Source organism: Microvirga splendida, assembly GCF_016427565.1.
GTDB lineage: Bacteria > Pseudomonadota > Alphaproteobacteria > Rhizobiales > Beijerinckiaceae > Microvirga > Microvirga splendida.
Window position 1 is genome coordinate 257,810 of record NZ_JAELXT010000002.1, and the last position, 19,339, is coordinate 277,148.

Below are 19,339 nucleotides of genomic sequence, written 5' to 3' on the forward strand. Positions count from 1 at the left end.
AGTAACACGATGTCCCTGAAGAAACTGGGTTTTGCAGCCCTCTTCTCCCTTGCCGCCCTGCCGGCCCTCGCGCAGACGCAGACCCTGCGCATCGGCGCCACCCCCGGCCCGCACGCGCAGATCCTGGAGGCCGTGAAGCCGATTGCTGCGAAGAAGGGCCTCGACATCAAGATCGTCGAGTTCTCCGACTACGTGGTGCCGAACGAGGCCCTGTCCTCCGGCGAGCTGGAAGCGAACTCGTTCCAGCACCAGCCCTATCTGGACAACCAGAAGGAAAACCGCGGCTACAAGATCGAGACCGTCGCGCAGACCGTGAACTTCCCGATCGGCATCTACTCCAAGAAGCACAAATCCTTCGATGCGCTGCCGAACGGCGCGAGCATCGCCATCCCGAACGATCCCACCAACGGCGGGCGCGCGCTTCTGCTTCTCCAGGACAAGGGCGTGATCAAGCTGAAGGACGGCGTGGGCTTCAAGCCGACCATTCTCGACATCACCGAGAACACCAAGAAGCTGAAGTTCACCGAGATCGACGCCGCCCAGGCGCCCCGCGTGCTCGACGACGTGGACGCCGCCGTCATCAACACCAACTATGCCACGCAGGCCGGCCTCGACCCGGTCAAGGACGCCCTGACCCGCGAGGACCCCAAGGGTCCCTACGTGAACGTCATCGCCGTGCGCGCAGAGGACAAGGACAAGCCGTGGGTGAAGACCCTCGTCGAGGCCTATCGCTCGCCCGAGGTGAAGAAGTTCGTGGACGAGAAGTTCAAGGGCGCGGTGCTCACCAGCTGGTAAGGGCCGGTTGCCGACAGATGATCCGAAAGGCCGGGCCTGTGCCCGGCCTTTTTCTTTAGCCCGTCACTTCTGCCGCGGCTCCTTCAGATTGTCTCCGGCCGTCACGAAGCTCCCTGCCCTCTTGGCCTGCACGGCTTCGAGCAGCGTCCAGGCGGCGTTGCGCACCTCGTCCTGCACAGCCTCGTCCCGGTCGAGTTCCTCATGACTGGTGGCGTAGGGCTTCCAGTAACCGATATAGCGCTCGAACTCCGCGGCCGCTCCGGCCGGCACGAGTTCCATGGCGCGCAGCCAGTCGGAGAGGCTGCGGCGGACATCGCCCGCGCCTTCGGCATCGCCATGGACGATGACGGAGAAAAGCCGGCCTTCGAGGTGCTTGGGGTAATCCCAGCCCTTGAGTTCTAGGCCCTTCGCGAGGGGGACCGTCTTGCCTTCGGTCGAGGTCGGGTCCGGGTTGCCGCCATCGGCGCAGACGAGGCGGTCCATCATCAGCTTCAGGGGCGACGAGACCTGATACCAGTTGACCGGCGTGACGATCATCACCCCATGGGCCGCCACCCATTTCGGGTAGATGTCGTTCATCCAGTCGTGCGTCTGCCCGAGCGAGTAGTTGGGATAGCAGGAACACGGCCAGTGGCACAAAGCCGCCGCCGTCGAGAAGCAGGCCTTGCAGGGATGGATCTGACGCCCGTATTCCGCCGCGAGGCGGCTGAGCTCCAGCACCTCGACCTCCGTGTTCTCCGCGCTGCCGAGAATCTGACGGGCGATCTCCACGAGGCGGTAGGTCTTGGACATCTCGCCCGGGCATGTGTGCTCGCTGCGGGAGGAGGCCGCAATCAGCAGGAAGCGGGCTGGGCCGCTTGAATCCTCGTGCTGCTTCTGCGCCACGTCGATGGCCTGCTTGGCGGCGAGCCAGTCGACGGCGAGATCGTAATCGGGATCGGCGAAGCCGGGACCGGCCTTGCGGGTCTTCGGGCTCTTGCGGTGGTGGCTGTAGGCATCCCAGGCCGCATCCGCGATCCGCTGCAACTCGCCCGAGAGCGGCTCGAAGGCCGGGTCCTGGAACTGCTCGAGAAACCGTCTGCGGTATTCCTTCTCGTCGAGGGTCGGATCGGGGGTGCCCTTCCGGGCTTCTGGAATGGACAAGGCGCAGCTCCTGCGTCGCGGCGAAGTTGCCAAGCTCGGAACGCGGGGTGGCCATGCAGGTTCCGGCATGTCGTGCCGCCGGAATCATCACTATTTGCTTATCGGGCTCGAAGCCCTACCTCCCTGCCGCACCACCAACGGAGCCGCCGATGTCCGCCACACCCACGATCCGCCTGAACGATGGAAGCACGATGCCGCAGGTGGGCTTCGGCGTCTGGCGAGTGTCCAATGAGGAGGCCAAGGGCGCCGTCGCAGGAGCGATCGAGGCGGGCTACCGCTCCATCGACACGGCGTCGATCTACGGCAACGAGGAGGGCGTGGGCGAGGCGATCCGCTCCACGTCCATTCCCCGTGAAGAGCTCTTCATCACCACCAAGGTCTGGAACGACCGCCAGGGCTACGACAGCACCCTGCAAGCCTTCGACGAGAGCCTGGCGCGCCTGAGGCTCGATTACGTCGACCTCTATCTCATCCACTGGCCCGTGGCGGGCAGCGAGGCCTATCGCGACACCTGGCGGGCGCTGATCAAGCTGCAGCAGGACGGGCGCGCGAAATCCATCGGTGTCTCGAACTTCATGGTGCCGCACCTGCAGCGCCTGATCGACGAGACCGGCGTGACGCCTGCCGTCAACCAGATCGAGCTGCATCCCCGCTTCCAGCAGAAGGAACTGCAGGCCTTCCACAAGGCGAACGGCATCGTCACGGAATGCTGGGGGCCGCTCGGTCAGGGCAAGATCCTCGCGGAGGACACCTTCGCGGCCATCGGCCGGAAATACGGCAAGACACCAGCCCAGGTCATCCTGCGCTGGCATCTCGACCATGGCTTCGTGGTCATTCCGAAATCCGTGACGCCGTCGCGCATCCGCGAGAACATCGCCGTGTTCGACTTCCAGCTGGATGCCGACGACATGCGCGCCATCGCGGCCCTCGACAGCGCCTCGGGCCGCGTCGGCCCCGACCCGGCGGTGTTCGCCTGAACCTCGGGAACGGCTTCTACAGGCGGCCCTTCGCAGGGTCGCCCGTTGCCTCGAACTGCCTGTAGATCGCCTCCGCGATCGGCAGGAGCTGCGCGCGGTCGGCCTTCGCCGTGACCACGTAGGATAGGCCATTGTCGATCCAGGAAAACGCCGACACATCCGCCTGGGATTCGAAGCGGAACGAGGTCTGATCGTCCGTTCCGCCGGATCGTGCATAAAGCGTGAGCCGGTTGCCGCCGGCATTCTCGTACATGAAGAGCGCCGCCGCCTCCCCGCTGTCCGGGAGGAGCCTTCCGCCGATGAGCCGATAGCCCTGCGCGTTCAGGTTCGGAGCGGTGAGCGGCTTGCCGACGCGGCGGGACAGCCACTGCACGAGATGCGCCTCCTGCTCGGCCGGCACCTCCACCGGGTGCAGGCGCTCGCTCACATAGATGCGGTGGGCCGCGATGGCGTTGTTCGAAACGCTCGTCTCGGCCACGCGGCTCGGGCCGGTTGACAACCAGGCCATGCCCGCCGCTCCCAGGACGCCGCCGACGAGGAGACCCGCCACGGCGGCCGCAATGGCCGCAGGACGACCTCGCGGCGGACGGCGCTGCGCGGCCATGAGGTTGGCGACCCGGAGGCGTGAGGGAATGGGCTCGGCGGCCTTGAAGGCGAGCCGGGCGCGCAGGGCCTCGCGCTGTTCGATCTCCTGCCCGACCTGATCGGCCAGGGCCGGGTGGTCGTCCAGATAGGCCCTGACCGCCTCGCGCCGCGACAGCGGGAGCCTGCCGTCCACATAGGCCTGCAGATCGTCTTCTCCGATGGGACGCTCGCCCGTCACTTCACTCTCCTCAAGGCGGACCCGCGCCCGGTCTCCATGAATTCCCTCAATCGTGCCCGCGCCCGGCTCAGGCGGGACATGACCGTGCCGAGCGGGATCCCCAGAACCTTCGCGGCCTGCTCATAGGACAGGTCCTCGACGCCGACCAGCAGCAGCAGGGAGCGCTGCTCCTCGGGCAGGGCATCGAGCCCGGCGAGAACGTCGCGCAGGCCCGCATGGCTCTCGGGGCTGGTCCCGGGAGCCTGAACGTCGGCCAGAGCCTCTTCCCCAACGTGAGTCCCGCGCGCCTTGCGCTGCCTCAGGCCGTTGAGGAACAGGTTGCGCTGGATGGTGAAGAGCCAGGCTCTCAGATCGCCTTCCTGCCGGCGCTGGCCCCATCGTCCGATCGCCCGCTCCAGGGTGTCCTGAACGAGATCGTCGGCCGCCTCGCGGTCGCGCAGCAGGGCCCAGGCGTAACGCCTCAGGGCCGGGATCTGCGGTTCGAGAAGGGAGGCGATCTCGTCCAAGGTGGGCTCTCGAGCTATGGCATCATTCAAGGCCGAACCGCCGGCCTCGGCAAGGCTTACGGCATCGCCACGTGCCAGACGTTGTTGACGCCGTCGCCCGTGACCTCGCCGGGCTTCGTGTCCTTCACCCAGAGATAGAGCGGCTTGCCCTTGTAGGCCCATTGCTTGGAGCCGTCGTCGCGGGTGACCAAGCTCCAGTCGCCGGAGGCCGAGGCATTCGCGGGCGCCATCAGCGGCGGCCAGTTCTGGGCGCATTGGCCGTTGCAGGCCGACTTGCCGGCCGTGTCGCGGTCGAAGGTGTAGAGCGTCATGCCCTTGGCATCGACGAGGGCCTTGCCCTTGCTCGTATCAGCGACCTTCGCGGGAGCGGCGGTCTGGGCGAAGGCGACGGATGCGGCCGCGAGGGAGGCGGCCAGGATGGCGGGGCGCAGGATCTGTTTCATGGGTGTCCTCCGAGGTCGGGTTTGACCACACCCTCTAAGACACGGGGGCCGCGCCCCTTATTCCCGCAAGCCTGACAACAGTCTTCGTGTCTTACCGGCCCGTGGCGTTGAATCGCGACGGATCGTCGAGGGGCTCGCGCAGCTCGATCCGGTGGCGGCCGTTGTCGCGGATCTGCGCGGTCCGGTACGTCCCGTCCAGTTCGTCCTGCGGCGGCTGGAGGATGTCGACGCCGGCCTCGTCGAGGCGCCGCACCTCGCGGTCCACATCCGGCACGAGCAGGCTGACGACCGGCACCCTGGTTGCCTGGACGGCGGCCGTCGTCTCGGGCTCCTGAGGCAGGATGTGATCGGCCTCGGAAATCTCGAGCAGGAAGCCGCTGCGCTCCAGCACCGCCTTGCGCCCCGCCACGAGGCTCTGGCTGCCGAGCAGGCGGAAGCCCAGCCTGTCCTGATACCACCTGACGCTCGCGTCGAAATCCGGCGTGCGGAGGGAGGCCGAGCTGGGGCGGGGCTCGCTGTCGGCTGCCGCCGGTGACAAGGACAGTGCGAGGCTGGCGACGGTCAGCTGCGCCGCAAGGAGGACGCGCCACAGGCTTGGCCGCCCCATGCAACGAATCGATTGTCCTGCTCTCACGTCAAATTCCTCGCTTAGCCAGCTATCGCTTAGCCTTATACACATGAACGCGCAGCGCGGCAGATCGTTTGGCGAGGGGCTGTACGGCCGAGCCATGCAGCCAGGTCATTCCTGAATGAGCTTGAGCAGCAGCGCCGACAGCTGCCCGGCTTCCTTGTCCGTGAGCTTTGCACTGATGAAGCGGTTGATGGCCGCGCCATAGACGCTCCACATCCGCCATTGGAGAGCCTTGCCCTCCTCCGTGATTTCGACCAGCTGGCGCCGCTTGTCGCCCGGATAGGGAACGCGGCGCACTAGGCCTTCCTTTTCCATGCGGTCGAGGAGCCTGGAGAGGTTGTACTGCTCGAAGAGCACCGCCTCCTCGATCTCGCGCGGGGTGAGCCGCCCCTCGGGGCCGCGCTTCAGCTCGAGCAGCACGTCGTACCAGTGCAGGGATGGGAACCCCGCGCTCTTCAGCTCCGCCTCGATCCGCCCCACCACCGTGCGCTCCGCCCGGATGAGGCGCCCCCAGGCCCTGATGATGGCGGCGGACGGCTCCTCGGGTGCTTCTTGCATGGCGGCAAAGCTTTCCTGTTTTTAATGCAATTGCATCGACATTGACAGCTTCATGCATCTGCATCAATTTATATGCACCTGCATGGAGATTTGCAATGGCACACGCTCAACCGACCAATTCCGACTATGCCGCCCTGCTGCTCAGGGTCTCGCTCGGCATCATGTATATCGCCCACAGCCTCGTCCTGAAGTGGATGACCTTCACGCTCGCCGGCACGGCGCAGTATTTCGAGTCCCTCGGCCTGCCCGCCGCTCTCGCCTATGCCACCTTCTGGGCCGAGCTCGTCGGCGGCATCCTGCTCGTGCTCGGCATTCAGAGCCGCTGGGTCGCTCTCGGCCTGCTGCCGGTTCTCTTCGGCGCGGCCTGGGTTCATATCGGCAACGGCTGGGTGTTCTCGGCTGAAGGAGGCGGCTGGGAATATCCGCTTTACCTGATCGTGCTCTCCGTCGCACAAGCCCTTCTCGGCGACGGGGCCTATGCCCTGAAGCCCTCCCGCCCCCTCTCCCTCTCCCCCGCTCCGGCTTCGCTCAAGACCGCAGCCTGATCCTTCTCAACCCTGGAGAAACCCCATGAAGCTCTACTACTATCCCGGCGCCTGCTCGCTCGCGCCCCACATCGTGGCCCGCGAGGCCGGCCTCCCCCTCAGCATCGAGAAGGTGGATCTCGCCAACCGCACCACCGAGACCGGCGCGAACTATCTCGCGGTCAACCCGAAGGGCTACGTTCCGGCCCTCGGCTTGAAGGACGACTCCGTGCTCACGGAAGTCAGCGCCATCATCCAGTACCTGGCCGATGCTCAGCCCGAGACGAAGCTTGCGCCGGCCGCCGGCAGCATGGAGCGCTACCGCCTGCTCGAATGGCTCGGCTTCATCAGCACCGAGATCCACAAGGGCTTCGGCCCCCTGTGGAACCCCACGACCCCGGACGCCGTGAAGGCCGCCACGAAGGAGCGTCTCGCCAGCCGCTTCGCCTATCTCGACGAGACGCTCGCCAAGCAGCCCTTCCTGATGGGCGACGCCTTCACCATCGCCGATGCCTATCTCTTCACGGTGGTGAACTGGACGAACTTCCACGGCATCGACATCTCGCCCTTCCCGAACCTGCAGGCCTTCCAGACCCGCATCGCCGCCCGCCCCGCTGTGCAGCAGGCGCTGGAAGCTGAAGGCTTGGTGAAGAAGGCGGCGTGAAGCTGATCAACGCCTAGAGATCGCTATAACGAAGGCTCCGGATGGTCCGGAGCCTTTCTTTTCTTGAGTATAATTTCACCAGTACAAGTGTAAGCTAGGTCGTAACTTCTTGCTCAGCTTCATCCTGCATAGCTTCTGTGCTGACACTTGCAGGCTCAACTTTATCTTCCGGCAGGCGAGGTGCTGAGGCCTGCCAAGCTCTTAGGTATTGCCCAGCTGATTCATAAAATTCGGGCAAAATCGCTTCGAGATCGACTATGAAGTTGCGGCGCTGAGCAAACCGACCAGTCAGATTTCGAACCATGAGAACTTCAAAGGAGGAAACTACGAGACCCTTTCGCTCGTCTGCTATGGAGTCAGTCGCATCTCGCAATTGCGTTAAAGACTTCTGCGTATGCGGCCCTCGCCCAGGCCAATACAGACGGACATAAAGGTCATCCGCAGGAGATCTGGCTAGTTGGCGTAGCAACCAGTTGATACGTGCCTTCGTCCCTTTACGCTCATCAGGAGCTTTCAATCTCATCGAGACAGAAAGTGAGCGAGCCCGGAGATCCGCACAAATCTCAATCAGGGCTGCGGCTCCTGGGACACTAAAGGTAGCGCTAAGAACGTGATCCAAGGCAAGTTTTTCTGCATCTGCTTTTACTCTCGCATCCAGATCGAGAGCATGTGCTCGCGGCAGTCTAGGGGACACCTCCACTCCTAACTGTCGGCTGAAAGTCAGGGAAAGATCCCGAATTTTTTGGTGCCAAGCACCGATTACCTCTCGAACTTCTTGTGAGTTCGCTGATGCAGCGCCACCGACCTGCATTGAATTGACTAGGCTAGTCCATGCGGCAGGCATTTGATCGAAGCCTCTGACGCCTGCACTAGGATGCGTCAAGAACCTCACTAACTCGTTCAAGACAAACCGCTGGTCGCGGTCTTCAACTTCATCGTTGCTCAGCAGAAGGCTCGCTTCCGTTAGTACATGCATCCAGGACCAATGGAAGAGATCCACCTTCCGGCGGGACGCTGCGGATAGAGCCACAGGGTGATGCGAGGGAACTGATGCAAATTGATTTGAGATCGTTATCAAAGCATCTATTCCATGATGCCGAGCTATCTCGAGATAATCTTCAATTTGGCCCGGCTCTAGGTCAGAGTTCCCAACTTTAGCTTCAATCAGAGCTTTCCACTCTCGGTTTCCAACAGAGAGGACAATAAGGCCGTCTGGACGTAAGGCTTTGTTGCCTTTTTGGTTTGCGAAACAAACCTCAGTGTAAGTTTCAATTCTTGTCCTTGGCCCAACCCGCTGACCAACTGAGTCCAGTAGCGCTCGGCCAAATTCATTTACGTTCGATATACATGCAAGAAGGATCGAGACAGTACGCCCTTCCTTCGAGGTATCAGCTAATACGGGAAATAGACGCGCTCTCTCGCCGCGCTCTAAATAAGCAGGAAGATCTGTCACCATAGCCCCCAAATTTGCTTCACAATTAGGAGTATGTACAATTTCTGGATGTAATAACATCCCTGCCTTAGTCGAGTGCGCTAAGTGGCTAGATTGGGCGCACGAATTCATCCTTCCAAGCGAGCCAACACAACAAAAAAGCCCCGGAGTTTCCTCCGGGGCTTCTTCTTTTAGCGTTGTGCGAGGACTTAGAAGTCCATGCCGCCCATGCCGCCCATGCCGCCGCCCGGCATCGCCGGAGCGCTTTCGCGCTTGGGAGCCTCGGCCACCATGGCCTCGGTGGTCACGAGCAGGCCGGCCACCGAAGCGGCGTCCTGCAGAGCGGTGCGCACGACCTTCGCCGGATCGACGATACCGGCCTGGAGCATGTCCACGAACTCTTCCGTCTGGGCGTTGAAGCCGAAGGTGTCGGACTTCGTGTTGTCGTTGATCTTGCCGACAACGATGGAGCCTTCGACACCGGCGTTCTCGGAGATCTGACGGATCGGAGCCTCAAGAGCGCGCAGAACGATCTTGATGCCGGCCTGGACGTCCGGGTTGTCGGTGGTGAGCTTCGCAACCGCGCCCTTGGCGCGCAGCAGAGCCGTGCCGCCGCCGGGGACGATGCCTTCTTCCACCGCAGCGCGGGTGGCGTTCAGGGCGTCGTCAACGCGGTCCTTCTTCTCCTTCACCTCGACCTCGGTCGCGCCGCCGACGCGGATCACCGCGACGCCGCCTGCGAGCTTGGCAAGGCGCTCCTGGAGCTTCTCACGGTCGTAGTCCGAGGTGGTCTCCTCGATCTGCGCCTTGATCTGCGAAACGCGAGCCTCGATGTCGGCCTTCTTGCCGGCGCCGTCGATGATCGTGGTGTTCTCCTTCTCGATGCGGACGCGCTTGGCGCGGCCGAGCATCGGGAGCTGCACGGTCTCGAGCTTGATGCCGAGGTCTTCGGAGATCGTCTGACCGGCGGTCAGGATCGCGATGTCCTCGAGCATGGCCTTGCGGCGATCGCCGAAGCCCGGCGCCTTCACGGCGGCGATCTTCAGGCCGCCACGGAGCTTGTTGACCACGAGGGTGGCGAGAGCCTCGCCCTCAACGTCCTCGGCGATGATCAGCAGCGGCTTGCCGGTCTGAACAACGGCCTCGAGGATCGGCAGCATCGGCTGCAGCGAGGAGAGCTTCTTCTCGTGGATGAGGATGTAGGGATCCTCGAGCTCGGCCACCATCTTCTCGGCATTGGTGATGAAGTACGGCGAGAGGTAGCCGCGGTCGAACTGCATGCCTTCGACGACATCGAGCTCGGTCTCGGCGGTCTTGGCTTCCTCGACGGTGATGACACCCTCGTTGCCGACCTTCTGCATGGCATGGGCGATCATCTCGCCGATGTCCTTGTCGCCGTTGGCGGAAATCGTGCCGACCTGGGCAACCTCGTCGGAGGACTTCACCTTCTTGGCGCGGGCCTGGATGTCCTTCACGGCCTCGGCGGTGGCGAGATCGATGCCGCGCTTGAGGTCCATGGGGTTCATGCCGGCGGCCACAGCCTTGGCGCCCTCGCGGACGATGGCCTGGGCCAGAACCGTCGCGGTGGTGGTGCCGTCACCGGCGATGTCGTTGGTCTTCGAGGCCACTTCGCGCACCATCTGGGCGCCCATGTTCTCGAACTTGTCGGCGAGCTCGATCTCCTTGGCGACGGTGACGCCGTCCTTGGTGATGCGCGGAGCGCCGAACGACTTCTCGATCACCACGTTGCGGCCCTTGGGGCCCAGCGTGACCTTCACGGCATCGGCGAGGATGTCGACGCCACGAAGCATCTTGTCGCGGGCATCGGAGGAGAACTTAACGTCTTTGGCAGCCATGGGCTTTGCCTCCAGGTATGTTCGGAAAATTCAGGAAAGGGCTTTGGGCGAACTTACTTCGCGACGACGCCCATGATGTCGGATTCCTTCATGATCAGGAGATCCTGACCGTCGATACGCACTTCGGTGCCGGACCACTTGCCGAACAGGACGCGGTCGCCGGCCTTCACGTCGAGGGCGACAACCTTGCCGCTTTCGTCACGGGCGCCGGGGCCGACGGCGACGATTTCGCCCTCTTGCGGCTTTTCCTTGGCGGTGTCCGGGATGATGATGCCGCCGGCCGTCTTCTCTTCGGCTTCGATGCGGCGGACGACAACACGGTCGTGCAGCGGACGGAACTTCATGGAACTTCCCCTTTGACTGTTGGCGCGACCCCTCTGGCCGCACCCTGGTCTTGTGGCTGTTAGCACTGTCGTTCGAGGAGTGCCAACGCTGGCCGCGAGATAGGCTCATGCCGGCGGGGAGTCAAGACGCCTGCCTCAAGGGGAGCCCCAGAAAGAGGCCTTGACGCCCTATAAGGGCAGGTCATGATCTTTTCATGACCGACCTGGAAGCCATCGGCCGGAGCTGCTTCGCCCTCCACGCCCGAATGACGGCGCGGCTCCTGAGCCGCTCCTACGAGGCGGCCCTGCGCCCTTTGGGCCTCACGCTGCCTCAATTCGGCATCCTGGGCGCCATCGGGCACGGGACGACGGCGTCCGAAACGGTGCTCGCCGAGCGGCTGGGGCTGGAGCGCACCACCCTTGTGCGCAACCTGAAGGTCCTGACCCAGAACGGATGGATCGAGCCGATCTCCGAAAAGGGACGCGGTGTGCGGCACAGGCTCACCCCTGAGGGCCAAGCACTTCTCTCGGCCGCGATTCCTCTCTGGCAGCAGGCCCAGTCGCAGCTCGAAAGCAAGCTTCAGGAAACGGATGCGGAGGAGGCGCGTAGAGCCATGAGAGCCCTGCGCAAAGCGGCCTACCCCTCCTGAGCAACATTGCGCCATGGCGGCTTCTCACATAATGTGTATCTACACAGATGGGAGAGCACGATGCTTGAGCGGGTTCATGGGATCGTATCGCGGGATGTGCTGACGGCCGAGCCGGGCCTTGCCTTCCTGAGGGGCATGCTGGAGGGCCGCCATCCGGCCCCGCCCTTCTCGCGCTCGACCAATGTCTACATGATCCAGGCCGAGGAGGGCCGGGTGGTGTTCGAGGGCGAGCCGACGGACAATTTCTTCAACCCGCTCGGCACGATCCATGGCGGCTGGACCTCGGCCATCCTCGACAGCGCCATGGCCTGCGCCGTGCACTCGACGCTTGCGGCCGGACAGGGCTACACGACGGTGGAGATGAAGCTCAACTTCGTGCGCCCGATCCTGCCGAACATGGGCAAGGTCACCTGCGAGGGCACCCTCATCCACCGCGGCGGAACGCTGGCCACCTCCGAGGGCAAGCTCTTCGACGCCAAAGGCCGGCTTCTCGCCCACGGCACCGAGACCTGCATGATCTTCAGCGCAGCAGCGCAAAAGGCTGCCTAGATCATCGGACCCGAAAGTGGATGTGCACGTTTGGAACCCATCCGATGCTCAACTCTTGAAGGCGTTTAGCGCTTCGACGTCATCGCGGCCGCGGCCACGATGAGAAGACCGCCGCCCAGCGTCGCCCAAGTGGGAATCTCGCTGAAGACCCCGTAGCCGATCAGCACCGCCCAGATCAGGGCGGTGTATTCGAGCGGGGCCAGGCGGGCCGCCTCGGCCTTGGCATAGGCCGTGACCATGAGCATGTGGCCCGTGAAGCCTAAGAGCCCCATGAGCATGAACCAGCCCAGGTGCATGAAGTCGAGCGACTGCCAGAAGAAGAACGCGAAGGGTGCCACGAGAATCGCCGGGCCGATGTTCTGGAAGACCACGATGTGCAGGAACTTGTCTCGCTGCGCCCGCTGGCGCAGCAGCACGAGGCTGAGCGCATAGGTGACCGCCGATGTCAGCGCCGCCGCGACGCCGCCCCAGGACCGCGCCGCATTCGCCTCCTCGGTCTGGCCCAGGACCACGATGAGCGTTCCGGCGAAACCGATGGCGATGGCCCCAATGATCCGGATGTCCACCCTCTCCTTGAGCATCAGGAGCCCAAAGAGGGCGATGAACATGGGCGAGAGGAACGACAGGACGAGGGTTTCGGCCAGGGGCAACTGGCCCAGCGCATAGAAGAAGCTGACCGCCGTGACGACGGCGATCACTGAGCGCAGGGAATTGGCCAGAACCGTCTCGCGGCTCGGCCAGCCGGGCCGCATGACGGACACAACGGCCGCCACGATGAGAGAGCCGCAGGCAAAGCGCAGGAAGGCTACCTGGAAGATCGGGTAGAAGGCGGCCATTCCCTTGATGACCGCATCCATGATGGACAGAACTGCGATGCCCGAGGCCGCCCGCAGGGCGGGACCGAATTTCATGATGTCACGACGATGTGAAGAGCAGCGTTCGGGATGAGCGCCGTCGAAGCGAAGGCTCTTACAGCACTTTGACCGGGGCTTCACCTTTCTTTTCACAGGATCGACAGGAAATGGATCCTGGGCTCCGCGCTTAAATTCATGAGAGCTTGGCGGAAACAAAAGCCTCGCTTGCCGTTATTTCAGCAAAACACAGCAACAGGACACTTCAATGCGCGTTTGGATCCCTTGCTCTGCAATGCTTTTAGCCACCCTCCTGCCGGCCGCGGTCTCGGCCCAGCCGATGGGTCGCGCCGGGCAGTTCTACGGCAACACCTACATCCCGTCCCAGTACGACTACTATCCCTATGCCCGCGCCCAGAACGGCTACGCGGAAGATTATCCGCGCGTCACGCGCCCTTCGTCGCGGAGCCAGGCCTATCGCACCGGCTACCCGTATGACGTGCGCTCCACCGGCAGCACGGTGGCGTCCCTGCCGCAGGATTACGGCAACGGCAGCGGCTACGACAACAGCATCGATTATGCGATCGCCCCGCAGTTCCAGCGCCAGATCGTGTCCTATCGCGGCAATGAGCGCCCCGGCACGATCGTGGTCGATACCAACAACAGGTTCCTCTATCTCGTGCAGGAGGGCGGCCGCGCCCTCCGGTACGGCATCGGCGTCGGCCGCGAAGGCTTCGAGTGGAGCGGGCGCCAGACCGTTTCCATGAAGCGCGAGTGGCCCTCCTGGCGTCCGCCGGCCGAGATGCTGAAGCGTCGTCCGGACCTGCCCCGGTTCATGGAAGGCGGCCCCGACAACCCGCTCGGCGCGCGCGCCCTTTACCTCGGCTCGTCGCTCTATCGCATCCACGGCACCAACGAGCCGCACACCATCGGCCAGGCCGTCTCCTCGGGCTGCATCCGCATGCTCAACGACGACGTGGTCGACCTCTACAACCGCGTGAAGGTCGGAACCAAGGTCGTCGTGATCTGATCGCGCGAAGACGGAGTTCCATCTCCCTTGCGATGGCCGGGCTTGAGCCCGGCCATTCTCTTGTGAGAATCGCGCAACGTCCGATCTAACCCGGCATCCGCCGCTCGATTGGTGCCGCCATGAACTACGCCTATCTCTTCGCCGCCATCATCTGCGAGGTCATCGCAACCTCGGCTCTCAAGGCGGCGGAAGGCTTCTCCCGGCTCTGGCCGTCCGTCGTCGTGATCGTCGGCTACGGGCTCGCCTTCTACTTCCTGTCCCTGACCATGCGCACCATTCCCATAGGCATCGCCTATGCGATCTGGTCCGGCATCGGCATCGTGCTGATCGCGATCGCGGGCTTCGTGCTCTACCGGCAGCCCCTGGACGCGCCGGCTCTCGCCGGCATGGGGCTGATCCTCGCCGGCGTGCTGGTGATCAACCTGTTCTCGAAAACGGCAGGCCACTGAAGCGGAACGCCCGCCTGGCGGCGGGCGCTGTCATGATCCGAGGTTTCAGGCCCAGTCGCCCGCATCTCCGCCATCGCCGCCGAAATCGGAGAAATCCTGCGCGGAATCCTGGTTGGCCTGATCCTGATAGAGCGAATCCGTGATGCCCGCATTGCCGCTGTCGGCAGCCTGATCGGCGCCTCCGAGCCCGGCCGCGGACGCCACGTCGCTCACCGGATTGTTGTCGCCGCTGAAGGCGCTGGTCAGGGCGTTGGCGATCATCATGCCACCGGCGACGCCGGCCGCCGTCGAGAGCGCCGTTCCCAGGAACGAGCCCCCGCCGCCGCGCTGCATGGCGCCGCCCCACGGGCCTGGCGCGCCGCCCATCATGCCGCCCTGGGGAGCACCGTAAGGCTGCTGCGGGTGGCGCTGCGGCTGGCCCCAGGGCGAGGCCTGGCGGGCCGGCGGCGTGTTGTAGGTCGGGCCGGGTGGGCGCGAGCCGCCGCCGAAGATGCCGGACAGGAAGCCGCCCTGTTGCGGGCGCCGGCTGGCCTGATCGAGCTCGGCGCGCAGGTGCTCGTTCTCGGCCTGGAGATTGGCGAGCGCCTGCTCCTGCACATAGACCGCCTGGGCCATCGCGTAGGGCGCGTAGGGCTGCTCGCGCAGCTTCTCGGCGATGAAGCGCTCGGCCTCAGGATCGCGCGGCTGGTTCGCTACCTGCTCGAGGCGTCGGAAGATGTCGCCGATGACCTGGCGTTCCTGATCGTTCATGGCAAGCCTCCTTCAAGGGTATCGGAGACAGATGTAAGCATGGCCTTCGGGTTTGTCAGGGGTGCACGAGGCCGAGCCTGCGCAGGTTCCGCAAGGCCCGTGGCGCAATCGCTTCCAGTTCCTCAAGGCTGCGCCACGCGGCCCCATGCACCTCCCGCAGGTCCGGCCGGAGGGCGCTGCCTTCTTGCGCTCTCACGACGTAGCGGATGTCGTGGTGCCAATGCTCGGGCTCGTCCCGCTCGGGCCGGGCGGGAATGCGGTGGCTGTCGATGTCGACGGGCAGGCCGGACGTGCGGTGCCAGGGATCGATCGCGAGCCCCTCCATGCCGGTCTCCTCCACGGCCTCGCGCAGGGCCGAGGCCGCCAGATCCTCCGGGGCCTCGTAATGCCCGCCCGGCTGCAGCCATCGGCCGAGGGAGCGGTGATGGATCAGCAGGATTCGCTTTCCCTCCGCATCGAGGATGAACGCCGATGTGGTGACGTGACCGGGAAAGGTGCGGCGGGAATGGATGTCATCCCCGTTCGCGATCTGCCGCCGCAGGAGAGCATGGCTGTCCTCGGGGATATCGAAGGTTTTCGTCCACTCATCGAGGAGGACAAGAACATGCTTTCGGAAGGCGGCAGGGTCGAAGGTCATGGCGTCCCATCACTCATTGCGGAGAGCCGCACCCATTCGGCATGGATCAGCCAATCCATGCTGTCATGCCTCGCGGTCGAGCGGTCAACATTGGGGAGGCGCAAAAAAGAAAGCCCCGCAACAGGCGGGGCTTTGGAGGTAGCTTGCTTATTCCGCGTCCGGCGACTTGAGCGGCCGGACATTGGTCTCGATCTCCTCCTCGTCGAAGAGCATCGGATCGTCCTCCTGCGTGTCGAGGCGGGTCTTCTTGCGCAGGGCCACGTATTTCTTCTGGATCTTGGTGCGGCTCTCGCGGGCGATCTCGAGGGCGCCCTGGATGAGCGAACGCTCGGCCTTCTCGTTCTGCAGCTCTTCCGTGAGGCGCCGGTTGGCGGCCTCCAGGGTGCTGCGATCCTGCTCGAAGCGCTTGGTGAGCTGGTCGATGCGCTCGGAGAGGCTCGCCACCTTGTTGTCGGAGCTTTCGATCTGGAAGTCCTTGGCCGCGATGGCCTTGCCCAGCATCTCGACGCGCTCCTGCAGCTCGATGCGCGAGCGCTGCAGCTCGTTGACCATGGCCACCTGACGCTCGACCTCCTGCTGGGTCGCTTCCAGGCGACGGTCGAGGGTGTTCTTCTCGATGGTGGTCTCTTTCAGATTGCGCTCGACGCCGCGCAGCGCCTCGTTCTTGTCGCGCAGCTGATCGCGGGTATGGGCCAGGATCTTGTCGGTGGCCGACAGACGCGAGGTCAGGCCCTCGATCTTCATGTCGAGCGAGGAGAGATCGGTCTGGTGGGCCGAGCGCTCGGAATCGATCTGCGTTTCGAGGCGCTGGCGCAGCACCTGCTCGGCCATGAGCTTGGTCTCGAGCTCGGAGGCGCGCTGGCGGGTGGATTCGAGCTGCGTCTCCAGCTCGCCATAGCGGTTGCCGAGGCTGGAGAGGCGGTAGTTCTGCTCCTCGGCCACCTTCTGCAGGCGCTTGACCTCGTGATCGAGCAGGCCGTTGCGCTCGCGGGTCTCGATGAGCTCCCGCTCGGCGCGGGCCACCGTCTGGTCGGCCTCCTGGGCCTCGAGGCGCAGGGCCTGGTTCTCTTCCGTGATGTTGCGGGCGCGCTCGGTCTCGATGGAGAGCTGGTTTTCAAGGTCGGCGACGATCGCCTCCTTGTCCTTCACGTTCAGGCGCAGGTCCTCGATGAAGCTGTCCTGCTCGCGGATCTTGGACTCGGCCTTGCGCAGCTGGGAGACGGCCGCGTTCAGGTCGTCCACCGTGCGGGCATGGACGCTGCCGAGATCCCCCAGCTCCCGGCGCAGGGCCTGGGCGGTCTCGGTCTCCTGCCTGAGCACCGCCTCGGTCTCGAGCAGCCGCGACTGGAGCTGCGGATAGCTGCGGATGAGCTCGGTCACCGGCTCGTTCAGGAGGGCGAAGTCCTCCTTGAGGCTGCGAAGCTCCTCGAGCCGGTCGATCATGTTGGCGAAGCGGACCCGGATCAGCTCGTTCTTCTGGCCGACGGAATCGAGCATGCCGTTGGGGCGGACGATGACCGGCTCGCCCTTTTCCGGCGCAGCGGCCACGGGAAGCGCCGCGGCGGCTGCAACCGCTTCACCCGCCTGCTGGGGCAAAGACTCGGGCTCGGCCTCATCCTGCTTCTTGCCAAAACGGTTCCTGAAAGACGTCCATCCCGAAGACATGGTGCCGGCCCTTACGCCCTAGAAATTCATACTTTCCTAACTTTTACCCCAGATGGGCGCAGTTTGGAAATAAAATTTCGTTGCGTAAGAGTGTAGCAGCCTCACTCTGCCGCGATGGTTAACGGCTCGCCGAGGCGCTTGCCGAAGCCCGCTTCCTCCAGGGTTTCCGGCATGGGACCGCCGGTCGCCCAGTCCAGAAGCTCGACCGTATGGACGATGGGGATCCCTGTGCCCTTCCCGATCTGGGTCATGCAGCCGATATTGCCGGTGGCGATGAGGTCGGGCTTGGTGCGCTCGATATTGGCCACCTTGCGGGCGCGGAGCTGGGCGGCGATCTCCGGCTGGAGCAGGTTGTAGGTGCCGGCCGAGCCGCAGCAGATATGCCCTTCCGGCACGTCCTTCACGGTGAAGCCCGCCTTCTTCAGCAGGGTCTTGGGCTCGGTGCGGATCGCCTGCCCGTGCTGCATGGAACAGGCCGAATGATAGGCCACCACCAGGTCCGTCTCCCGCACCGGCTCCATCAGCGTCAGGGACGTGACGTATTCCGTGATGTCCTTGGCAAGCGCCGACACCCGGGCCGCCTTCTCGGCATAGGCGGGGTCCTCCCGGAACATGAAGCCGTAATCCTTGATCGTGGTGCCGCAGCCGGAGGCGGTGATGACGATGGCGTCCAGCCCCTCCCCGTCCATCTCGGCGATCCAGGCGTCGATGTTGCGCTTGGCGAAATCGTGGCTTTGCTCGTCCCGGCCCATGTGGTGGACGAGAGCGCCGCAGCACCCCTCCCCCTTCGGCTGCACCACGTCGATGCCGTGACGGTTGAGGAGGCGGGTGGCGGCCTCGTTGAAGCCGGGCTTGAGCACCGGCTGGGCGCAGCCGGACAGGATGGCGACACGGCCCCGGCGCTCCCCATGCGCCTTGTAGGTGCCGGGCTGGTCGAAGGGGGTGCGGGCCGGCACCTGCGCGGGCGCCAGCTCGATCATCGCCTGCAGGCGGCTGCCCAGGAACGGCAGCGCGCCCACCAGACCCTTGAAGGGCTTGGCCAGCATCGCGGCGCCGAGCGCGAAGCGGAAGCGGTTGGGATAGGGCAGCACGGTGGCGAGCACCCAGCGCAGGAGCCGGTCGTGCCAGGGCCGCGTGTAGGTGGCCTCGATGTAGGCGCGGGCATGATCGACGAGGTGCATGTAATGCACGCCCGACGGACACGTGGTCATGCAGGACAGACAAGAGAGGCAGCGGTCGATGTGCTTGACCACCTCGGGAGAGGCGGGCTTGCCGCTCTCCAGCATGTCCTTCATCAGGTAGATACGCCCGCGGGGAGAGTCGAGCTCGTCCCCGAGCAGAAGGTAGGTCGGGCAGGTGGCGGTGCAGAAGCCGCAATGAACGCAGGTGCGGAGAATGGCCTCCGACGCCGCCATGGCGGGATCTCTCAGCTGATCGGGCGTGAAATTGGTTTGCATGGTTTATCTCACTGCGACCCTTGCCATTGATTGATGGCATCAATGGGGTGGATCAGCATGATGATGTTGAGGATGAGATTGTCGCGGATCCAGAAGCCGACGAAAGCCTCCATGACCAACGCGATGAGGAGCGTCAGCCAGACAGGCCAGAGCCGCGCCAACGTGAACCCGGCGATCATGGCGAGAATGTCCGAGACGGAGTTGATGACGCTGTCGCCATAGTAGTCGAGGGCGATGGTGGTTGCCCGATAGCGGTTAATGATCGTGTCGGTGTTCTCGGCGATCTCCCACGCCGCCTCCAGCCCGATGGCGAGCAGAAGCGCGATACCGAAGGGAAGCGCCTTTCCGCGCAGAACACCGATCATCCAGGCGCCGCAATAGAACAGGAAGCCGTGGATGATGTGTGAGGGCGTGTACCAATCGGTCAGATGCTGCGAGTTGCCGGAATCCTTCACGGTCCCATGCCACAGCTCGACGGTGCCGCAGGTGCAGATCGGCGTGCGCCCCATCATGAGAAGAATGGTGGCGGTGAGCGCGATGAGCCCGAGCGCGAGCCCGACGACCAGCGTTGGGCGCGTACCGTTGGAGGCCCTTGCCTCCGAGGTGAGCAAAGTCGTTCCGGCCAT

General features: G+C 64.2%; 23 protein-coding genes. 8 read left to right on the forward strand and 15 right to left on the reverse strand.

The features are described from left to right. The first annotated feature begins 9 nt into the window (after positions 1 to 9). Positions 10 to 795, forward strand: coding sequence for a MetQ/NlpA family ABC transporter substrate-binding protein (locus JAO75_RS03360; RefSeq protein ID WP_199046673.1), 786 nt, complete (start codon positions 10 to 12; stop codon positions 793 to 795). 63 nt (positions 796 to 858) lie between these two features. On the opposite strand, the gene JAO75_RS03365 is transcribed toward JAO75_RS03360, so the two are convergent. After that, entirely contained in the window at positions 859 to 1,938 is a 1,080-nt protein-coding gene (locus JAO75_RS03365) for a flavodoxin family protein (protein ID WP_246742341.1), read from the reverse strand. A gap of 149 nt (positions 1,939 to 2,087) precedes the next feature. Between JAO75_RS03365 and JAO75_RS03370 the strand changes: the two genes are divergently transcribed. After that, on the forward strand, positions 2,088 to 2,915 hold the full coding sequence (locus JAO75_RS03370) for an aldo/keto reductase (RefSeq protein ID WP_199046675.1): 828 nt from the start codon (positions 2,088 to 2,090) through the stop codon (positions 2,913 to 2,915). 16 nt (positions 2,916 to 2,931) lie between these two features. On the opposite strand, the gene JAO75_RS03375 is transcribed toward JAO75_RS03370, so the two are convergent. From JAO75_RS03375 to JAO75_RS03395, 5 genes are all read right to left on the reverse strand, one after another. Beyond that, positions 2,932 to 3,738 carry an anti-sigma factor gene (locus JAO75_RS03375; RefSeq protein ID WP_199046676.1) on the reverse strand — a complete coding sequence of 269 codons (807 nt, stop codon included), beginning with the start codon at positions 3,736 to 3,738 and terminating at the stop codon, positions 2,932 to 2,934. After that, complete coding sequence (locus tag JAO75_RS03380) at positions 3,735 to 4,244, reverse strand: RNA polymerase sigma factor (protein WP_199046678.1); 510 nt, start codon at positions 4,242 to 4,244, stop codon at positions 3,735 to 3,737. The genes JAO75_RS03375 and JAO75_RS03380 overlap by 4 nt, the downstream gene beginning before the upstream one ends. 56 nt (positions 4,245 to 4,300) lie before the next feature. Then, the gene (locus JAO75_RS03385) at positions 4,301 to 4,687 is read right to left on the reverse strand and encodes a COG4315 family predicted lipoprotein (protein ID WP_199046680.1); all 387 of its coding nucleotides are present in this window, start codon (positions 4,685 to 4,687) and stop codon (positions 4,301 to 4,303) included. 91 nt (positions 4,688 to 4,778) lie between these two features. After that, positions 4,779 to 5,321 (reverse strand): VOC family protein, encoded by a 543-nt coding sequence (locus JAO75_RS03390; RefSeq protein ID WP_199046682.1) that lies wholly within the window; start codon positions 5,319 to 5,321, stop codon positions 4,779 to 4,781. Between the two features lie 105 nt (positions 5,322 to 5,426). After that, the gene (locus tag JAO75_RS03395) at positions 5,427 to 5,876 is read right to left on the reverse strand and encodes a MarR family winged helix-turn-helix transcriptional regulator (RefSeq protein ID WP_199046684.1); all 450 of its coding nucleotides are present in this window, start codon (positions 5,874 to 5,876) and stop codon (positions 5,427 to 5,429) included. 95 nt (positions 5,877 to 5,971) lie between these two features. Between JAO75_RS03395 and JAO75_RS03400 the strand changes: the two genes are divergently transcribed. Together JAO75_RS03400 and gstA are read left to right on the forward strand one after the other, a co-directional pair. Next, entirely contained in the window at positions 5,972 to 6,421 is a 450-nt protein-coding gene (locus tag JAO75_RS03400; RefSeq protein WP_199046686.1) for a DoxX family protein, read from the forward strand. Positions 6,422 to 6,446: 25 nt separating this feature from the next. Then, a complete protein-coding gene (gstA, locus tag JAO75_RS03405; protein ID WP_199046688.1) occupies positions 6,447 to 7,064 on the forward strand; it encodes a glutathione transferase GstA in 618 nt (205 codons plus the stop codon). 94 nt (positions 7,065 to 7,158) lie between these two features. On the opposite strand, the gene JAO75_RS03410 is transcribed toward gstA, so the two are convergent. From JAO75_RS03410 to groES, 3 genes are all read right to left on the reverse strand, one after another. Then, the gene (locus tag JAO75_RS03410; protein WP_199046690.1) at positions 7,159 to 8,577 is read right to left on the reverse strand and encodes a hypothetical protein; all 1,419 of its coding nucleotides are present in this window, start codon (positions 8,575 to 8,577) and stop codon (positions 7,159 to 7,161) included. Positions 8,578 to 8,705: 128 nt separating this feature from the next. Further along, positions 8,706 to 10,352: a chaperonin GroEL gene (groL, locus tag JAO75_RS03415; protein ID WP_199046692.1), complete on the reverse strand. Its 1,647-nt coding sequence runs from the start codon at positions 10,350 to 10,352 to the stop codon at positions 8,706 to 8,708. Between the two features lie 53 nt (positions 10,353 to 10,405). Then, complete coding sequence (groES, locus tag JAO75_RS03420) at positions 10,406 to 10,696, reverse strand: co-chaperone GroES (RefSeq protein ID WP_036357429.1); 291 nt, start codon at positions 10,694 to 10,696, stop codon at positions 10,406 to 10,408. A 194-nt stretch (positions 10,697 to 10,890) separates the two neighbouring features. On the opposite strand from groES, the gene JAO75_RS03425 reads away from it, so the two are divergent. Together JAO75_RS03425 and JAO75_RS03430 are read left to right on the forward strand one after the other, a co-directional pair. Continuing rightward, a complete protein-coding gene (locus JAO75_RS03425; RefSeq protein ID WP_199046694.1) occupies positions 10,891 to 11,325 on the forward strand; it encodes a MarR family winged helix-turn-helix transcriptional regulator in 435 nt (144 codons plus the stop codon). A 60-nt stretch (positions 11,326 to 11,385) separates the two neighbouring features. Then, positions 11,386 to 11,874, forward strand: coding sequence for a PaaI family thioesterase (locus JAO75_RS03430; protein WP_199046695.1), 489 nt, complete (start codon positions 11,386 to 11,388; stop codon positions 11,872 to 11,874). Between the two features lie 65 nt (positions 11,875 to 11,939). On the opposite strand, the gene JAO75_RS03435 is transcribed toward JAO75_RS03430, so the two are convergent. Further along, positions 11,940 to 12,785 (reverse strand): DMT family transporter, encoded by an 846-nt coding sequence (locus JAO75_RS03435; protein WP_199046696.1) that lies wholly within the window; start codon positions 12,783 to 12,785, stop codon positions 11,940 to 11,942. A 235-nt stretch (positions 12,786 to 13,020) separates the two neighbouring features. Between JAO75_RS03435 and JAO75_RS03440 the strand changes: the two genes are divergently transcribed. Both JAO75_RS03440 and JAO75_RS03445 read left to right on the forward strand, forming a co-directional pair. Continuing rightward, the gene (locus tag JAO75_RS03440) at positions 13,021 to 13,755 is read left to right on the forward strand and encodes a L,D-transpeptidase (protein ID WP_199046697.1); all 735 of its coding nucleotides are present in this window, start codon (positions 13,021 to 13,023) and stop codon (positions 13,753 to 13,755) included. A gap of 119 nt (positions 13,756 to 13,874) precedes the next feature. Next, a complete protein-coding gene (locus tag JAO75_RS03445; RefSeq protein WP_199046698.1) occupies positions 13,875 to 14,204 on the forward strand; it encodes a DMT family transporter in 330 nt (109 codons plus the stop codon). A 45-nt stretch (positions 14,205 to 14,249) separates the two neighbouring features. Here JAO75_RS03445 and JAO75_RS03450 read toward each other — a convergent pair whose 3' ends face one another. The 5 genes from JAO75_RS03450 to JAO75_RS03470 form a co-directional block, all read right to left on the reverse strand. Beyond that, a complete protein-coding gene (locus JAO75_RS03450) occupies positions 14,250 to 14,954 on the reverse strand; it encodes a DUF2076 domain-containing protein (RefSeq protein ID WP_199046699.1) in 705 nt (234 codons plus the stop codon). A gap of 55 nt (positions 14,955 to 15,009) precedes the next feature. Next, positions 15,010 to 15,591 (reverse strand): NUDIX hydrolase, encoded by a 582-nt coding sequence (locus tag JAO75_RS03455; protein ID WP_199046700.1) that lies wholly within the window; start codon positions 15,589 to 15,591, stop codon positions 15,010 to 15,012. 147 nt (positions 15,592 to 15,738) lie between these two features. Continuing rightward, positions 15,739 to 17,256: a hypothetical protein gene (locus JAO75_RS03460; RefSeq protein WP_199046702.1), complete on the reverse strand. Its 1,518-nt coding sequence runs from the start codon at positions 17,254 to 17,256 to the stop codon at positions 15,739 to 15,741. A gap of 101 nt (positions 17,257 to 17,357) precedes the next feature. Then, on the reverse strand, positions 17,358 to 18,713 hold the full coding sequence (gene glcF / locus JAO75_RS03465; RefSeq protein WP_199046704.1) for a glycolate oxidase subunit GlcF: 1,356 nt from the start codon (positions 18,711 to 18,713) through the stop codon (positions 17,358 to 17,360). 8 nt (positions 18,714 to 18,721) lie between these two features. Further along, positions 18,722 to 19,339 carry a DUF2585 domain-containing protein gene (locus JAO75_RS03470; RefSeq protein ID WP_199046706.1) on the reverse strand — a complete coding sequence of 206 codons (618 nt, stop codon included), beginning with the start codon at positions 19,337 to 19,339 and terminating at the stop codon, positions 18,722 to 18,724.

Coding starts and splice junctions, on each gene's coding strand:
- JAO75_RS03360 (WP_199046673.1), top strand. CDS start 10: ATGTCCCTGAAGAAACTGGGTTTTGCAGCCCTCTTCTCCCTTGCCGCC.
- JAO75_RS03370 (WP_199046675.1), top strand. CDS start 2,088: ATGTCCGCCACACCCACGATCCGCCTGAACGATGGAAGCACGATGCCG.
- JAO75_RS03385 (WP_199046680.1), bottom strand. CDS start 4,687: ATGAAACAGATCCTGCGCCCCGCCATCCTGGCCGCCTCCCTCGCGGCC.
- JAO75_RS03395 (WP_199046684.1), bottom strand. CDS start 5,876: ATGCAAGAAGCACCCGAGGAGCCGTCCGCCGCCATCATCAGGGCCTGG.
- JAO75_RS03400 (WP_199046686.1), top strand. CDS start 5,972: ATGGCACACGCTCAACCGACCAATTCCGACTATGCCGCCCTGCTGCTC.
- gstA (WP_199046688.1), top strand. CDS start 6,447: ATGAAGCTCTACTACTATCCCGGCGCCTGCTCGCTCGCGCCCCACATC.
- JAO75_RS03410 (WP_199046690.1), bottom strand. CDS start 8,577: ATGTTATTACATCCAGAAATTGTACATACTCCTAATTGTGAAGCAAAT.
- groL (WP_199046692.1), bottom strand. CDS start 10,352: ATGGCTGCCAAAGACGTTAAGTTCTCCTCCGATGCCCGCGACAAGATG.
- groES (WP_036357429.1), bottom strand. CDS start 10,696: ATGAAGTTCCGTCCGCTGCACGACCGTGTTGTCGTCCGCCGCATCGAA.
- JAO75_RS03425 (WP_199046694.1), top strand. CDS start 10,891: ATGACCGACCTGGAAGCCATCGGCCGGAGCTGCTTCGCCCTCCACGCC.
- JAO75_RS03430 (WP_199046695.1), top strand. CDS start 11,386: ATGCTTGAGCGGGTTCATGGGATCGTATCGCGGGATGTGCTGACGGCC.
- JAO75_RS03435 (WP_199046696.1), bottom strand. CDS start 12,785: ATGAAATTCGGTCCCGCCCTGCGGGCGGCCTCGGGCATCGCAGTTCTG.
- JAO75_RS03440 (WP_199046697.1), top strand. CDS start 13,021: ATGCTTTTAGCCACCCTCCTGCCGGCCGCGGTCTCGGCCCAGCCGATG.
- JAO75_RS03445 (WP_199046698.1), top strand. CDS start 13,875: ATGAACTACGCCTATCTCTTCGCCGCCATCATCTGCGAGGTCATCGCA.
- JAO75_RS03450 (WP_199046699.1), bottom strand. CDS start 14,954: ATGAACGATCAGGAACGCCAGGTCATCGGCGACATCTTCCGACGCCTC.
- JAO75_RS03455 (WP_199046700.1), bottom strand. CDS start 15,591: ATGACCTTCGACCCTGCCGCCTTCCGAAAGCATGTTCTTGTCCTCCTC.
- JAO75_RS03460 (WP_199046702.1), bottom strand. CDS start 17,256: ATGTCTTCGGGATGGACGTCTTTCAGGAACCGTTTTGGCAAGAAGCAG.
- glcF (WP_199046704.1), bottom strand. CDS start 18,713: ATGCAAACCAATTTCACGCCCGATCAGCTGAGAGATCCCGCCATGGCG.
- JAO75_RS03470 (WP_199046706.1), bottom strand. CDS start 19,339: ATGGCCGGAACGACTTTGCTCACCTCGGAGGCAAGGGCCTCCAACGGT.